General features: G+C 35.6%; 18 protein-coding genes. 14 read left to right on the top strand and 4 right to left on the bottom strand.

The features are described 5' to 3' along the window. Window positions 1-14 precede the first annotated feature (14 nt). The 12 genes from LKACC16343_RS02785 to LKACC16343_RS02730 all read left to right on the top strand — a co-directional run bounded on the left by LKACC16343_RS02785 (window position 15) and on the right by LKACC16343_RS02730 (window position 8,852). On the top strand, window positions 15-932 hold the full coding sequence (locus LKACC16343_RS02785; protein WP_025084786.1) for a F0F1 ATP synthase subunit gamma: 918 nt from the start codon (window positions 15-17) through the stop codon (window positions 930-932). Window positions 933-952: 20 nt separating this feature from the next. Further along, window positions 953-2,410, top strand: coding sequence for a F0F1 ATP synthase subunit beta (gene atpD / locus LKACC16343_RS02780; RefSeq protein WP_054643438.1), 1,458 nt, complete (start codon window positions 953-955; stop codon window positions 2,408-2,410). A gap of 17 nt (window positions 2,411-2,427) precedes the next feature. After that, complete coding sequence (locus tag LKACC16343_RS02775; RefSeq protein ID WP_054643439.1) at window positions 2,428-2,856, top strand: F0F1 ATP synthase subunit epsilon; 429 nt, start codon at window positions 2,428-2,430, stop codon at window positions 2,854-2,856. Window positions 2,857-2,980: 124 nt separating this feature from the next. Next, on the top strand, window positions 2,981-3,214 hold the full coding sequence (locus tag LKACC16343_RS02770) for a DUF1146 family protein (RefSeq protein WP_025085338.1): 234 nt from the start codon (window positions 2,981-2,983) through the stop codon (window positions 3,212-3,214). Window positions 3,215-3,238: 24 nt separating this feature from the next. Continuing rightward, window positions 3,239-4,561 (top strand): UDP-N-acetylglucosamine 1-carboxyvinyltransferase, encoded by a 1,323-nt coding sequence (gene murA / locus LKACC16343_RS02765; RefSeq protein WP_056952005.1) that lies wholly within the window; start codon window positions 3,239-3,241, stop codon window positions 4,559-4,561. 105 nt (window positions 4,562-4,666) lie between these two features. Next, the gene (gene mreB / locus LKACC16343_RS02760) at window positions 4,667-5,656 is read left to right on the top strand and encodes a rod shape-determining protein (RefSeq protein WP_054643441.1); all 990 of its coding nucleotides are present in this window, start codon (window positions 4,667-4,669) and stop codon (window positions 5,654-5,656) included. A gap of 8 nt (window positions 5,657-5,664) precedes the next feature. Further along, window positions 5,665-5,847, top strand: coding sequence for a DNA-directed RNA polymerase subunit beta (locus tag LKACC16343_RS02755; protein ID WP_054643442.1), 183 nt, complete (start codon window positions 5,665-5,667; stop codon window positions 5,845-5,847). Window positions 5,848-5,851: 4 nt separating this feature from the next. Beyond that, entirely contained in the window at window positions 5,852-6,142 is a 291-nt protein-coding gene (gene yidD, locus LKACC16343_RS02750; protein ID WP_056952964.1) for a membrane protein insertion efficiency factor YidD, read from the top strand. A 10-nt stretch (window positions 6,143-6,152) separates the two neighbouring features. Next, window positions 6,153-6,374 (top strand): DUF2969 family protein, encoded by a 222-nt coding sequence (locus tag LKACC16343_RS02745; RefSeq protein ID WP_054643444.1) that lies wholly within the window; start codon window positions 6,153-6,155, stop codon window positions 6,372-6,374. Between the two features lie 11 nt (window positions 6,375-6,385). Further along, complete coding sequence (locus tag LKACC16343_RS02740) at window positions 6,386-7,585, top strand: FtsW/RodA/SpoVE family cell cycle protein (protein WP_025085335.1); 1,200 nt, start codon at window positions 6,386-6,388, stop codon at window positions 7,583-7,585. A 9-nt stretch (window positions 7,586-7,594) separates the two neighbouring features. Next, window positions 7,595-7,891, top strand: coding sequence for a glycine cleavage system H family protein (locus tag LKACC16343_RS02735; protein ID WP_056952007.1), 297 nt, complete (start codon window positions 7,595-7,597; stop codon window positions 7,889-7,891). Between the two features lie 103 nt (window positions 7,892-7,994). Further along, the gene (locus tag LKACC16343_RS02730) at window positions 7,995-8,852 is read left to right on the top strand and encodes a helix-turn-helix domain-containing protein (protein WP_056952009.1); all 858 of its coding nucleotides are present in this window, start codon (window positions 7,995-7,997) and stop codon (window positions 8,850-8,852) included. A gap of 71 nt (window positions 8,853-8,923) precedes the next feature. Here LKACC16343_RS02730 and LKACC16343_RS02725 read toward each other — a convergent pair whose 3' ends face one another. The 3 genes from LKACC16343_RS02725 to LKACC16343_RS02715 form a co-directional block, all read right to left on the bottom strand. Next, window positions 8,924-9,397: a universal stress protein gene (locus tag LKACC16343_RS02725; RefSeq protein ID WP_025085331.1), complete on the bottom strand. Its 474-nt coding sequence runs from the start codon at window positions 9,395-9,397 to the stop codon at window positions 8,924-8,926. A gap of 79 nt (window positions 9,398-9,476) precedes the next feature. Next, window positions 9,477-9,755, bottom strand: coding sequence for a hypothetical protein (locus LKACC16343_RS02720; RefSeq protein WP_025085330.1), 279 nt, complete (start codon window positions 9,753-9,755; stop codon window positions 9,477-9,479). 7 nt (window positions 9,756-9,762) lie between these two features. Further along, window positions 9,763-11,049, bottom strand: coding sequence for a replication-associated recombination protein A (locus LKACC16343_RS02715; protein WP_056952011.1), 1,287 nt, complete (start codon window positions 11,047-11,049; stop codon window positions 9,763-9,765). 53 nt (window positions 11,050-11,102) lie between these two features. Between LKACC16343_RS02715 and LKACC16343_RS02710 the strand changes: the two genes are divergently transcribed. Next, window positions 11,103-11,702 carry a DUF1054 family protein gene (locus tag LKACC16343_RS02710; RefSeq protein WP_056952014.1) on the top strand — a complete coding sequence of 200 codons (600 nt, stop codon included), beginning with the start codon at window positions 11,103-11,105 and terminating at the stop codon, window positions 11,700-11,702. Between the two features lie 62 nt (window positions 11,703-11,764). Here the strand turns inward: LKACC16343_RS02710 and rpsD are convergent, their stop codons facing one another. Continuing rightward, complete coding sequence (gene rpsD / locus LKACC16343_RS02705) at window positions 11,765-12,376, bottom strand: 30S ribosomal protein S4 (RefSeq protein ID WP_054643658.1); 612 nt, start codon at window positions 12,374-12,376, stop codon at window positions 11,765-11,767. A 326-nt stretch (window positions 12,377-12,702) separates the two neighbouring features. On the opposite strand from rpsD, the gene LKACC16343_RS02700 reads away from it, so the two are divergent. Further along, complete coding sequence (locus LKACC16343_RS02700; RefSeq protein ID WP_082604516.1) at window positions 12,703-14,391, top strand: septation ring formation regulator EzrA; 1,689 nt, start codon at window positions 12,703-12,705, stop codon at window positions 14,389-14,391. The last annotated feature ends 36 nt before the right edge of the window (window positions 14,392-14,427 follow it).

Raw genomic sequence — 14,427 nt, 5'->3', positions numbered from 1 at the left:
AGGAGGTTTAAATAATGGCTGAGTCCCTTATGGATATTAAAAGAAGAATTTCTTCTACTAAGAAAACCGGTCAAATAACAAAGGCCATGCAAATGGTCTCTGGTGCTAAACTCTCTCGTATTGAAAAGAAATCTATTGCTTATCAATTGTATGAAAAAAAGGTTGAAGATATTGTTAGACATTTAACAGCTGCTGATGTGTTTAAAGAATTATCTGTTGCAGATGATTCCACTGATCCTTTGAGTCTAAACAGTCTTCTAAAAGTTCGTGAAGTCAAGAAGACTGCATATGTTGTCATTACAAGTGACCGTGGTCTTGTTGGTGGATACAATAGTAATATTTTAAAAGCAATGATGGATCTTTTCCAAAAGAAATATCATGGTGATAAAAGTAAATTTACTATCATTTCCTTAGGTGCAACTGGTACTGAATTTTTCAAAGCACGTGGCTTTGACGTTGCTTATGAATATACAGGTTTACCTGATATTCCAACTGTTGAAGACATTACACCAATCATGAAAACAATTTTGCAAATGTATCAAGCTGAATTGTTTGATGAAATTGACATTTGTCATAATCATCACGTTAATTCATTAGTTTCTAAGTTTACAACTCAAAAACTTTTGCCATTAACAGAACCTGATGATGTTACTGCTGAAGAACAACAAGTTGCTAGTGAATACATCACAGAACCAAACCCTAAAGCAGTTCTATCTGCAATTGTGCCTCAATATATTGAGTGTTTAGTTTTAGGAGCAATGATGGATGCAAAAACAGCAGAGCATGCTGCTTCTGTAACAGCTATGAAGAGTGCTAGTGATAATGCTGATGACCTTATTGCAGGTTTATCACTACATTATAATCGTGCTCGTCAGGCTCAAATTACTACAGAGATCACTGAAATTATCGGTGGTGCTGCTGCACTTGAATAGTTTAGAAAGGAGCCAAATTAATGAGTAGCAAAGGTAAAGTTATTCAGGTAATCGGTCCAGTTGTCGATGTTGAGTTTCCTATTGACGGAAACTTGCCAGAAATCAACGACGCTTTGAAAGTTAAGAAAAGCGATGGATCAGAGATTACCCTTGAAGTTGCTCTAGAATTAGGTGATGGCGCCTTGCGTGCTATTTCCATGAGTTCTACTGACGGACTTCAAAGAGGTGCTGAAGTTGTTAATACTGCCGGTCCTATTTCTGTACCAGTTGGTAAAGAAACATTGGGTCGTGTGTTTAACGTCTTAGGTGAATCAATCGATGGAGGTAAAGCTTTTCCTGCTGACTTCCCAAGAAACAGTATTCACCGTTCTGCACCTGCTTATGATCAATTAAATACATCAACTGAAATTCTTGAAACAGGTATCAAAGTTATCGATTTACTCGAACCTTACGTTCGTGGTGGTAAAGTTGGTTTGTTCGGTGGTGCCGGTGTTGGTAAGACCGTTCTAATTCAAGAGTTAATCCATAATATTGCCGAAGAACATGGTGGTATTTCAGTATTTACTGGTGTTGGTGAAAGAACACGTGAAGGTAATGACCTTTATTATGAAATGAAGGAATCCGGTGTTCTTGCTAAAACAGCCATGGTTTATGGTCAAATGAACGAATCACCTGGTGCTCGTATGCGTGTTGCCTTAACAGGTTTGACAATTGCTGAGTACTTCCGTGATGTTGAAGGACAAGATGTTCTATTGTTTATCGATAACATCTTTAGATTTACACAAGCTGGTTCAGAGGTTTCTGCCTTGCTTGGTCGTATGCCTTCAGCCGTTGGTTATCAACCAACATTGGCTACAGAAATGGGTCAATTGCAAGAAAGAATCACTTCTACAAAGAAGGGTTCAATTACTTCAATTCAAGCCGTTTATGTTCCTGCCGATGATTATACTGATCCTGCTCCTGCTACAACCTTCGCCCATTTGGATGCTACAACCAACTTGGAACGTAGATTGACACAACAAGGTATTTACCCAGCCGTTGATCCTTTGGCATCATCATCATCTGCTCTTGACCCCGACGTTGTTGGACAAGAACATTATGATGTTGCTACTGAAGTTCAAGAGGTTCTTCAAAGATATCACGAATTACAAGATATTATTTCTATCTTGGGTATGGATGAATTATCTGACGAAGAAAAGACTGTTGTTGCTCGTGCAAGACGTATTCAATTCTTCTTGTCACAAAACTTCAGTGTTGCTGAACAATTTACTGGTGTACCCGGATCTTATGTTCCTGTTGAAGAAACTGTTAAAGATTTCCGTGCTATCTTAGATGGTAAGTATGACGATGTTCCTGAAGACGCCTTTAATGGTGTTGGTGGAATTGATGACGTGCTCGCTAAAGCTAAGAAGATGGGCTGGACACCAGCTGATGAAGAAAACAACGATGACAACTCTACTGAAGCAGTTGCCAATTAACAGAAGGAGGAAATGATATGGCTGGTAATATTATGAAGGTCAATATTGTTACTCCTGATGGTGTTGTTTACGACCATCATGCAAAACTCGTTGTCTTGAGTACCATTGATGGTGAAATTGGTGTCATGGCGCACCATGCCCCAATTATTGCCCCATTGGTCATTGATGAAGTTCGTGTCCGTCGTGTCGACAAGCCTCACCATGAAGACTCAATTGCTGTAAATGGCGGGTTCTTGGAGTTTAGTAATGATCTAGTATCGATCGTGGCTAATAGTGCCGAAAGAGCTAGAGATATTGATTTAAGACGTGCCAAATATGCTAAGCAAAGGGCTGAAAGTACTATCAAATCTGCTGAAGAAAAGCACAATATTGATGAGTTAGCTCGTGCACAAGTATCCTTACGTAAGGCTATTAATAGAATTAACGTAAGTTCACATCGTAATTAATATGTAATAAAAAAGACTGAGGAGACTCAGTCTTTTTTGTACTTTAAATTAAGTTAAAGTATTTGGTATGGATAAACGTGATTATTAATAAAATGTTATTATTTAGAAAAGTGAGGTTTATAAAATGACAAATTTAGGAATAAATGCAATAATTACGCTTGTAAGCCATATCATTTTTATATGGATCAGTTTTAATATATTACAAGTGGTGGATTGGAAAAAGATATATAACAAAACCAATCCTAAAATGTTACAATTACTTGTAGCGTTTATTGCAATCGCTCTGGGTTACACTGTAAGTTCGTTTTTCATGAGTATTTTCAGTTTAACTCAGAATATAGCCTTGTTTTTTAAATGATTCCAGGTTTTGGAGGAGAATATTGTGCAACAAATAATCGTAAATGGACCTACGCAATTAAAGGGAAATGTAAGAATTGAAGGTGCAAAGAATGCTGCCTTACCAATTTTGGCGGCGACTATCTTAGCATCAAAAGGAAAAACCTCTTTGACAAATATCCCTCCGTTATCAGATGTAATTACAATGTCCAAAGTATTAAAAGCTTTGAATGCTAATGTTTCATATGATGAAATTGATGAAGTTTTAACGGTTGATACGAGTGAAGGAACATCCACTACAGCTCCTGAAGACCTAGTTGATAAAATGCGTGCTTCAATTGTTGTTTTAGGACCATTGTTGGCTCGAAATAAAGAAGCCCATGTTGCTATGCCCGGTGGCTGTGCAATTGGTTCAAGACCAATAGATCTACATATTAAGGGTCTTGAAGCAATGGGTGCTAAATTTAATCAAAATGGTGGTTATATCGATGCAACTACCGATGGACTACATGGCGCCAATATTTATTTAGATTTTCCAAGTGTTGGTGCTACTCAAAATATTATGATGGCTGCGACTCTTGCTGATGGTGAAACAACTATTGACAATGCCGCTAGAGAGCCTGAAATTGTAGATTTAGCTAATGTTTTAAGTAAAATGGGTGCTGACGTTACAGGAGCTGGTACTAACACAGTTCGTATTAACGGTGTATCTAGTTTACATGGTTGTGAACATTCAATTATGCAAGATAGAATTGAAGCTGGTACTTTTATGGTAGCTGCTGCAGTTACAAATGGTGATATTTTCATCAAGGATGCTGTGGCTGCACATAATCGTCCATTGATCTCTAAATTGATTGAAATGGGCGTTAAAATTGATGAGAACGACGAAGGAATTCGTATTACTGGTTCTAATCAATTGAAACCAGTTGATGTTAAGACAATGCCTCATCCAGGTTTTCCAACTGACATGCAAGCTCAAATGACTTTGGCTCAATTGTTAAGCGTTGGAACAACTGTAATGACAGAGACAGTCTTTGAAAATAGATTTATGCATTTCCCAGAATTTGGGAAGATGAAGGCCGACTATAAAATTGAAGGTAATTCAGTTATTATGTTTGGACCTGCACAATTGAGTGGTGCTAATGTTGCCGCTACTGACCTACGTGCTGCTGCAGCGTTGGTACTAGCAGGATTGGTTGCTGAAGGCGAGACAAGAGTTTCTAACCTTCAATATTTGGATCGTGGATATTATCATTTTACTGAGAAGTTAAGAGACTTAGGTGCTAACATAAGACGTGTAGCAATCGATGAATCTGGTCGAGAAAGTTTAGTATTGAATACAATACCAAGTGTTACAAAATTGGCTTAAAGTTGACTTAAGGAAGTGGGATTTCCACTTTCTTTTTTTATTGGCAATTTAATGATTGAGCTGGTTATGATATACTTTTTGTGTTTAGATTTTGGAGGATATAGTATGTCGAAATATCTAGGAATTGATTTGGGTACAGCAAATGTACTTATTGATGTAAAAGGCGAGGGAATTGTTTTAAACGAACCCTCTGTCGTAGCAATTAATACGAATAATAATGATGTCGTAGCAGTTGGTAAAGATGCTTATATGATGGTTGGTAGAACACCAGCCAATATTAAAGCTATCCGTCCATTGAAAGACGGTGTAATAGCTGACTTTGATATTACTGAAAAAATGCTTCAGTATTTCATTGATAAATTGAATATGAGAAGTCGCTTTGCTAAGCCAACGATTATGATTTGTGCACCTACTAATGTGACACCAGTAGAACAAAAATCTATCATTGAAGCTGCTGAACAAGCTGGTGGGGGAAAAGTTTATCTACAACTTGAACCCAAGGTAGCTGCTGTTGGTGCTGGTCTTGATATTTTTAAGCCACAAGGAAATATGGTTATTGATATCGGTGGTGGTACTAGTGATATTGCCGTTATTTCAATGGGAGATATCGTTACAAGCCGTTCATTACGTTTCGCGGGTGATAAGATGACAGGCGCTATTCAGGCCTTTGTGAAGCAAAACCATGGCCTTATTATTGGTGAAAGAACTGCTGAACAAATTAAGATGGAAATCGGTTGTGTCATGGATGCTGACGAAAGTAAGACATTCTCTGCCAGTGGAATTGATGTCGTAACTGGATTGCCTAAAGAAATTACGATTAATGAATTAGAAGTTCAAAACGCTTTATCTGACGGTGTAGATCAAATTGTTGATGCTGCCAGAAATGTTTTGGAACAAACTCCTCCTGAATTATCTGGAGATATTATTGATCGTGGTATTATGTTAACTGGTGGTGGAGCCTTGTTGAAGAACCTTGACAAGCTTCTTTCCGAAAAGTTACAAGTACCCGTACTTTTGACAGATAGTCCACTTGACTCGGTTGCCTTGGGTACTGGTGTTTTGTTAGAGAATATCGAAAAACATAAAAAATACTAGGGTGAAAAATGAAAAGAGACTTTGGTAAAGAATATCGTCGTGATATTTTTAAGAAAATAGGTTGGGTATTATTATTAATGCTAATTTTTTTAGTTTTGGGTATGTTGATTGGATCAGCCTTAGGTGGTTCTAATCCACTGGCTGTTTTATGGCCAGGAACCTGGATGCATATGTTTGATTTCCTAAAATAATATGTTGAAAAAAATATTAATAGGAATCGTTAGAATTTATCAAAAATTCATATCTCCAGTATTGCCACCTAGTTGTCGATATTACCCAACGTGTTCATCTTACTTTATTGATGCGGTGAAAAAGCACGGTGGAATTTTAGGTACTGTTATGGGGATTGCAAGAATATTACGTTGTAATCCCTTTGTGCGTGGTGGGGTAGATCCCGTACCAGATAATTTCACCATTTTTAGAAATCCTCATCCGGAAAAATATGAAGATGAAATTATTGCAAAAAAATTTCATAACAAAGAATAGGAAAGATTCAATGTCTAGAAAAAAGAAATCAGTAGAAATTAGTTTAAAAGATATCAGTAGTGATCCCGAAACTTATGAACTTTGGGATGGTAAACATTATATTGGAACGATTAAAAAGGAGGCTGAACGTTACCTTTCTTTTGTAGAGAGCAACGATACTCCCTTTAAGTCGGTCAAACTTGACGATGCAATTAATGAATTGTTGATGCAATATAATTTACATAATCATTAATAGGTGTAGATATGCAAATAAGAAATGAAAATAAGAAGAATGACGTGGATTCAAGAATTGATTATGGAATAATTTTTTCCGTAATGATGTTGGCTATGATTGGATTAATGTCAATCTATGTAGCAACGATTCAAGATTCACAGAACCCATTGAAGAATGTGGTTTCACAAATAGTTTGGTATGCTATCGGTGCTGTTATAGTAGCAGTGGTGATGCAGTTTGATGCGGAGCAGTTGTGGCAAGTTGCCACCTTGGCGTATTTTGCAGGATTGGCGTTACTGTTTTTAGTATTGATTTTTTACAGTCGCTCCTATGCTGCAAGTACTGGTGCTAAGAGTTGGTTTGCTATCGGTTCATTTACATTCCAACCATCAGAAGTTATGAAACCGGCGTTTATTTTAATGCTGGGTAAAGTAATCACAAATCATAACAGTGAATATTCACATACTATCAAGAGTGATTTTATGTTGATTGGAAAACTATTCCTGTGGACATTGCCTGTTATGGTGCTTTTGAAGTTACAAAATGATTTTGGTACTATTTTGGTTTTCGTAGCCATCTTAGGTGGAATGATTTTGGTTTCAGGTATTGATTGGCGGATTCTTTTAGTAGGATTCCTGATCGTAGCTGTCGTTGGTGGTACGGCATTATTATTTGCTACTACTGATTGGGGAAGAACTATCCTAGGCCATTTTGGCTTTAGATCTTATCAGTTTGCCCGAATTGATAGTTGGCGTGATCCTTCGGCTGATACTTCAGAAAATGGGTATCAGATTTGGCAAAATATGAAGGCAATCGGTTCTGGACAATTATTTGGTAAAGGCTTCAACGTTTCTAATGTTTATGTACCAGTGCGTGAATCAGATATGATTTTCTCTGTTGTTGGTGAAAACTTTGGTTTTGTTGGTTCTTGTATTTTGATTCTCTTGTACTTCTTGCTAATTTACCAAATGGTTCAAGTAACTTTTGATACAAAGAATGAATTTTATGCTTACGTATCAACTGGTGTTATTATGATGATTTTATTCCACGTATTTGAAAATATTGGTATGAGTGTAGGTCTATTACCGTTGACGGGTATTCCATTGCCATTTATTTCGCAAGGTGGATCTGCCTTATTAGGTAATATGATCGGTATTGGATTGATTATGTCAATGAGATTCCATCATAAGAGTTACATGTTTGAAAACGGTACTTTTAAACAAAGGTAGGAATTAATTATGAGTGATAAAAAGAATTATTTTTGGATAAAAAAAGGTGAGCATACGACTCGTATAGGTCTCACTAAGGAAGCTCAAGATACTTTAGGTGATGTCAAATATGTTGAATTACCTGATTTAAATTCTGACATAAAAAAAGGCGAATCTAGTGGTGAGATTGAGGCTCAAAAAGCTGTAGTTGAGCTAGAATCACCGGTTAGCGGCAAGATTGTCAAGGTTAATGATAAATTAAATGATAATCCTGAATTATTAAATGGTACTGAAAAAGATGCTTGGTTCTTTGAAGTAAATAATTAAATTTTTAAAATTTATCTTTTTATTGTTGCTTATTTCTTGCAACATTTTTTAATAACTGTTTAAATTATCCATGGAATTAATAAATGAATGGGGATAGTTTAGAATGAAAATCTTAGGTGAAAAGATTCGTCATTACAGAAAACTCAGAGGTATTTCTCAATCTGAGTTAGCTGATGGCATTTGTACACAGGCAACTGTCAGCCTGATTGAAAAAAAAGACAAGATTCCAAGTATGGAAATTTTGGTTCGCATTTGTGAGAGACTGGGTATCACAATGAACCTTGTAATTGTTAATGACGATAGTCAAATCTATTCAATAATTAGTGATATTAAGAAGTCATTCTATCAAGATGATTTCGATGGAATTAGTGATAAACTGGGTAAGCTTAACAACATCAATGTCAACAATAAACAAGAAATTAAGCTAATTCACTTCTTCCATGGTTTGATTGAATATGTCACAAGCAAGAATTACGACAAGGCCATCTTTGATTTCAATCGCGCAATGAATGTGAATATTGCTAATGTGGATATGTATGATATTCTAATCGACATATTTACAGCCAAGGCATACATCAATAAAAAGTCACTTGATGAAGCTAAAGTTTACTATGATCAAGCTAAAGACTTAATCAAATCAAGCTTAGATAAAATCGGTGATGAAAATTACCATGATAGTATTTTGATTTATGCTAATATGTCTGACTTGTCATTAAAGCTGGATGAAAATCAAAAGGCTATGGAATACGCTAATGAAGGTATTTTCATTGCTAGAAGAGAACAAACTCTTTTCAAGCTTGATGAAATGTATTGTTACTTAGCAGAAGCAGGCACACGCGAAGGTCAAAAGGCCGATGAAGATTACATTAAAGCATATGTGATTTCTAGTGTGAGTGAAGATAAAAGAGTATTTGAAAAATTAAAATCTAAAGTGAAAGATATGCACTTAAATATCTTTTAAAAAATAAATAATTTATTAAATTCCAATAAAAAAGGAGTGATTCGAAAGAATCACTCCTTTTTGTTTACGATTTATTTTCTAGGTTTCTTGATAGTCTTGTTATCTAAGTCAGTTCTAACAACAAGTACATCACATGCTGCAGTTCTTGTTACATATTCAGTAACCGAACCAATTAGCAATCTCTCCATAGCATTAAGACCAGTAGCGCCGATCATAATCAAGTCGACACCTAACTTCTTAGGGAAGTCTGTGGCAATGATTGCCTTAGGAGCGCCATATTCAATACTGTAGTCGATTTCGTTTAGGCCAGCATCTTGAGCTGTCTTAACATAACTTTTAACAGTATCCTTAGCCTTTTCAGTGATCTGTTCAACCATTGTTGAATCAAAACTAGAAACATTTTGAAAAGCTCTAGTATCAATAACATGAAGCAAATGAACAGCGGCATTGTTTCTTTTAGCTACTTCCACAGCTTTCTTAAATGCTAGTTCAGCTTCAAATGAACCATCGATTGGTACGAGAATGTTTTTATATTGTTGTAACATAAGTATCACCCCGTTAGTGTAGTATTATTACTGCTTTTATATCTTTATTTTAGTTGATTGAGGCCGATAAATACAGTCATCAGCGAATATTTGCTAAATAAATTGAAAAGGCTGCCGCAATTAGACTTCCCAATAACAATGTTATTAGATTCATTTCCTTGGTACCGACTAAAAGGACAACGATTCCTAGGATAGAAACCAAAATTAATAGGACAGCAGTGAAACGCATGATATTTTTTAAAGTAAGATTTTCGTTAGGTGAGTAGATTAAAAACTTTTTATCACTGTGTGACCATAATGTGTAGGCCAATGCCAACAAAAAAATAATAAAAAATATCATTAAAACTTTAATTATCATAACTATTCTAACCTCGTTTTGAATTCTTTTTCCATTCTTGAATTTGTTGCATTCGAAGATTTAATGCTTGTTCATATTTACCAGTGTTCTTAGGTTGATAATATTTCTTGTTAATGAGATTGTTAGGTAAATATTGTTGTTCAACCCAAGAATTAGGATAATTATGTGGATATTTGTATTCGAGTCCGTGACCTAATTTCTTGGCACCTGAATAATGTGCATCTTTCAGATCGTCAGGAATTGAACTAGCTTTACCATCACGTACGTCTGCTAGTGCATCATCAATAGCTACCATACCTGAGTTCGATTTAGGGCAGAGGCAAAGATCAATTACTGCATCTGCTAAAGGAATCCTAGCCTCGGGTAGTCCAACCATTTGTGCTACTTGAGCAGCCTGAACAGCTCGAGCACATGCTTGTGGATTAGCTAAACCGACGTCTTCATAGGCACAAACTAGTAACCGACGGATAGCAGATGTTAATTCACCAGCTTCTAAAAGTCGAGCAAGGTAAAGTAATGCAGCATTAGGATCGCTTCCACGGATCGATTTTTGAAAGGCGGAAATGACATCGTAATGGCTATCACCATTCTTATCAGCTGAGATAGCTTTACGTTGAATTGACTCTTCAATTGATTGTAAATCGATATGAATTTGTTCGTTTTCATCACTTTTTGTTGAAAGTACCGACAACTCAAGCCCATTTAAAATACTTCGTAGATCACCATTTGTCGAATTGACCAATAGATTTAGAGCATTCTCATCTAGTTTGACATCGTACTTGCCTAAACCGTTCTTATTATCCTCTAGAGCCCTTCTGACAGCTTTTTTTAGATCATCACTAGTAAGAGGATATAATTCAAAAATTTGTACACGAGAGCGAATAGCAGGACTTATATTGATATATGGATTTTCAGTAGTTGCACCAATTAAAATGATGGAGCCACTTTCCAGTAGTGGAAGAAGAAAATCCTGTTTAGTCTTATCTAGACGATGGATTTCATCCAATAAAAGGACAACTGTTCCACTCATTTTGGCCTCTTCAGCTACAATTTGTAAATCTTTTTTACTGTCAGTGGCGGCATTTAATTTTCTGAAAGCATATTTGGTACTTCCGGCAATTGCACTGGCAATACTGGTCTTTCCAATCCCAGGAGGACCATAGAGAATCATTGAAGATAACATTTTAGCTTCAACCATTCGGCGAATGATCTTATGGGGACCAACTAAATGTTGTTGACCAACAATTTCATCAATATTAGTAGGTCGCATGCGATATGCTAATGGTTTTTGCATAATTCCTCCTATATAATTAATATGTATATATTCTACAACAAAGGATTGAGAACATGTTTGATAAAAATGATTTTAAAGTTTTCAATGATGACACCTTGAGTGGACGTTTGGAGTTAATTAAAAGAGATCTTGATCCTAAATTTGAGGTTTTAGGTCAAGACTTGCTTCAGGCACTTGAAGATGAATATCATCAGAAGTTCTTTTTAAAGATAGCTAAGCATCAACGTCGGACAAAGAATCCACCTCCTGATACTTGGTTAGCTATCAACCAAGACAAAAAAGGGTATAAAAAGACACCACATTTGGAATTTGGCTTATGGCCAGATCGTTACTTTATAACTTTTAGTTTATTGGCTGATATTAGAGATAGGGTAAATTACTATCCGATTTTAGAAAAGTATCAAGATAAAATCATATCAGAAGGCTGGGGAGTGTCAAATGATCACACTTCCAGTGTTTTAAAGAATGCTGCTGAATTTGGCGATGTAATTAAGCATTATCAAAAAGTTAAGTCTAGTGACTTAGTAGTGGGATTTGAACTTTTAAAGGATGATCCGATAGTATCAAGTGCAGATTATGATCAGCTTTTGAAAGATAAGTTCATGAAGTTGAGTAAGTACTTGGTTCTTTTTAATGAAGAGGTTGCCAAATAGGCATTCTCTTTTTTTGTAAAAAAAATACACCCACCAAGGAGTGGATGTATTTGTTCCAAATATTAAAGAATTTGGTTGTAGTATTCAACAATCAATGATTCATCGATATTTGGTTCTAGTTCGTCACGTTCTGGGTTACGTACTAGAGAACCTGTCATTTCGTTATCATCAAATGTAACGAAACCAGGACGACCAACAACGTTTTCAAGGTTAGCCTTAACAATTGTAAGGTTCTTTGACTTGTCACGAAGGCTGATCTTTTGACCAATCTTAACTTCGTATGAAGGGATATCAACACGTTTGCCATCAACAGTGATGTGACCGTGGTTAACAAGTTGACGGGCTTGTGGACGTGAGCTTGCTAAACCTAAACGGTAAACCATGTTATCCAATCTTGTTTCAAGAAGAATCATCAAGTTAACACCATGAATTCCTTCCATCTTACCGGCACGGTTGAATAGGTTACGGAATTGACGTTCGTTAACATCATACATGAAACGTAACTTTTGCTTTTCAGCTAATTGTTGACCGTATTCTGAAACCTTACGACGGCCACCGTTTGGTCCATGTTGACCTGGGGCATAGTTTCTACGGGCAATTTCCTTACCTGTACCTGAAAGTGAAATTCCTAAACGACGTGATAATTTCCAACGAGGTCCTGTATATCTTGACATAAATAAATTCCTCCAAAATGTTTGTCTGGAGTAAAATAATTAACTAGAGCACAGCATTCGTGCAGTTATCGTTACAATTTTCGCCATGTGCAGCTCACAGGTTACTTGTTGAACTAAATCGTCGATAAATGTTGACGTTCTTGCCGCTCTTTGCTGCATATTTTACACGAGGACTAGTGTAACGTGATTGATACCAATTGTCAAAGTAAATTTTTGGAGGGAATAGTTTAAAACTTTATTATGAAAAGTTGATAGTTCTGATAATAGTAATAATATTTGGTATAATTTCTTTGAGATAAGACGCAATTGTCATTAGGGGTGTAAAAGTGTTTGCAATTATTATTGGAATAATAGTGATCGTATTGATCTTCTTGTGGTATATGTGGTTCTTGCAAAGAAAGAACGCATCTACTTTAAATAAGTTAAAGGATCAAACGGATCGTTTAAAAAAAGCTACTTTAGATGAAAAAATCAAGAAATTGGAAGAGATGAAACTTGCTGGTGCCAGCAAAGATCGTTTCAACCAATTAAAAGACAGTTACCGTGAGCAAGTTGATCGAGTGCTTACTGATATTTTGAAACAAATGAGGGCGGCTGAATATAAAAATACTGAGTTTAAGGTGTTTGGTTCAGCTAATGAGTTGAAAAAGGTCAGTGCAGCAGTTACTGATTTTGAGCAAAAAATCAGCGAAGTTTCTAAAGGTTTCGAAGATTTATTAGCTAGCAATGAATTAAATGCGACTCACAGTGAAGAATTACAAAAGCAATATCAAACTTTACGAAAACAAGTCTTAACCCAATCTTTTAGTTATGGACCTGCAACTGATAAGTTAGAGGATGAATTATCAGAGATTGCTAATTTATTAGACCAAGAGAAGCAACTAACTGATAAAGGTGATCACATTGAAGCTAGCCAATACTTAGATGATGTGAAACTTAAATTAGGTTTGATCACAGACCAATTAAAAGTCATCGAACCTTTGTATCATGACTTAAATGAAGTTTTCCCTGGACAAGTTGATGAGATAAAGTTTGTTTATCAAAAATTAGTTAAACAATATTTCCAATTTAAAGATGATATTATTCAACAAATTTCGGAAGTTCAAGATGAGATTGAAGAGTCCAACAACAAATTGGGTGATTTGAACTTTGATGCGGTTAATACTAATAATGAAGATATTAAACAGCGTATTGACGATTTATATGAAACCTTGACCTTAGAAATAGATGGTAAAAAAGAAGTTTTAAAGGAACAAAAGCCTGTTTTAGATTACTTGAATCATGCCGTCTTTCAACATAACCGTTTGGATAAACGTATTCAAAAATTGGAAGAAGAGTATGTCTTAGCTGATAAAACTATGAAGACTTTCAACGATAACTTTGCAACATTAAATGACGTTCGCCAAGAATATGATGCTGATGTACAAGGTATTGCTGATAAGAAGATTATTTTCTCGGAAGTCAGGGATGATTTTAAAGAAATTGTTAAGCACTTGGATGATATTGAAGCTAGCGAAAAATCAATTAATGATGATCTTAACCAAATGTTGTCTAGCGAACGTATTGCCCGTAATAGTGTGGATGAATATGCTAAGCGTTTGGAAATTCAAAAGAAGATGATTAAGCAATTACGTTTGAATGGTTTGCCTGATGATTATTTGGATTATTTCTATATGGTTTATGACGAAATTAATAAGCTTTATGATGAATTAGATGCTAAACAGATTAATATGGAAGATATTAGCAAACAAGTAATTGTGACACAGGAAGATTTGAGCAACTTAGTCGAAAAAACTAAGAAGTTAAAATATAATGTTCTCTTGTCTGAAAAATTGTTACAGTATGCTAATCGTTACGCTAATAAGAATCCCGAATTTAGTGATCAATTAATTCGTGCACGTGCCTTGTTTGATACTGATTATAATTATGATGAGGCAGTTGAAGTTATTTCAAAAGCCTTAGAGAGTGTTGAATCTGGTTCAGTTGACCGAATAAAAGAAACAATTAATGCATAATGATGTAGTTTTGTGTTAAGTTATAAGAGATAAAAT

It is taken from the genome of Companilactobacillus bobalius, from assembly GCF_002179915.1.
Taxonomy (GTDB): domain Bacteria; phylum Bacillota; class Bacilli; order Lactobacillales; family Lactobacillaceae; genus Companilactobacillus; species Companilactobacillus bobalius.
This window is presented reverse-complemented; position numbering and strand designations above follow the sequence as displayed.

Bases quoted from the DNA above. Each gene is read 5' to 3' on its own strand.
- LKACC16343_RS02735 (WP_056952007.1), top strand. From the start codon at position 7,595: ATGAGTGATAAAAAGAATTATTTTTGGATAAAAAAAGGTGAGCATACG.
- LKACC16343_RS02740 (WP_025085335.1), top strand. From the start codon at position 6,386: ATGCAAATAAGAAATGAAAATAAGAAGAATGACGTGGATTCAAGAATT.
- LKACC16343_RS02710 (WP_056952014.1), top strand. From the start codon at position 11,103: ATGTTTGATAAAAATGATTTTAAAGTTTTCAATGATGACACCTTGAGT.
- LKACC16343_RS02720 (WP_025085330.1), bottom strand. From the start codon at position 9,755: ATGATAATTAAAGTTTTAATGATATTTTTTATTATTTTTTTGTTGGCA.
- LKACC16343_RS02785 (WP_025084786.1), top strand. From the start codon at position 15: ATGGCTGAGTCCCTTATGGATATTAAAAGAAGAATTTCTTCTACTAAG.
- mreB (WP_054643441.1), top strand. From the start codon at position 4,667: ATGTCGAAATATCTAGGAATTGATTTGGGTACAGCAAATGTACTTATT.
- atpD (WP_054643438.1), top strand. From the start codon at position 953: ATGAGTAGCAAAGGTAAAGTTATTCAGGTAATCGGTCCAGTTGTCGAT.
- LKACC16343_RS02770 (WP_025085338.1), top strand. From the start codon at position 2,981: ATGACAAATTTAGGAATAAATGCAATAATTACGCTTGTAAGCCATATC.
- LKACC16343_RS02715 (WP_056952011.1), bottom strand. From the start codon at position 11,049: ATGCAAAAACCATTAGCATATCGCATGCGACCTACTAATATTGATGAA.
- LKACC16343_RS02730 (WP_056952009.1), top strand. From the start codon at position 7,995: ATGAAAATCTTAGGTGAAAAGATTCGTCATTACAGAAAACTCAGAGGT.
- LKACC16343_RS02755 (WP_054643442.1), top strand. From the start codon at position 5,665: ATGAAAAGAGACTTTGGTAAAGAATATCGTCGTGATATTTTTAAGAAA.
- LKACC16343_RS02725 (WP_025085331.1), bottom strand. From the start codon at position 9,397: ATGTTACAACAATATAAAAACATTCTCGTACCAATCGATGGTTCATTT.
- rpsD (WP_054643658.1), bottom strand. From the start codon at position 12,376: ATGTCAAGATATACAGGACCTCGTTGGAAATTATCACGTCGTTTAGGA.
- LKACC16343_RS02775 (WP_054643439.1), top strand. From the start codon at position 2,428: ATGGCTGGTAATATTATGAAGGTCAATATTGTTACTCCTGATGGTGTT.
- LKACC16343_RS02745 (WP_054643444.1), top strand. From the start codon at position 6,153: ATGTCTAGAAAAAAGAAATCAGTAGAAATTAGTTTAAAAGATATCAGT.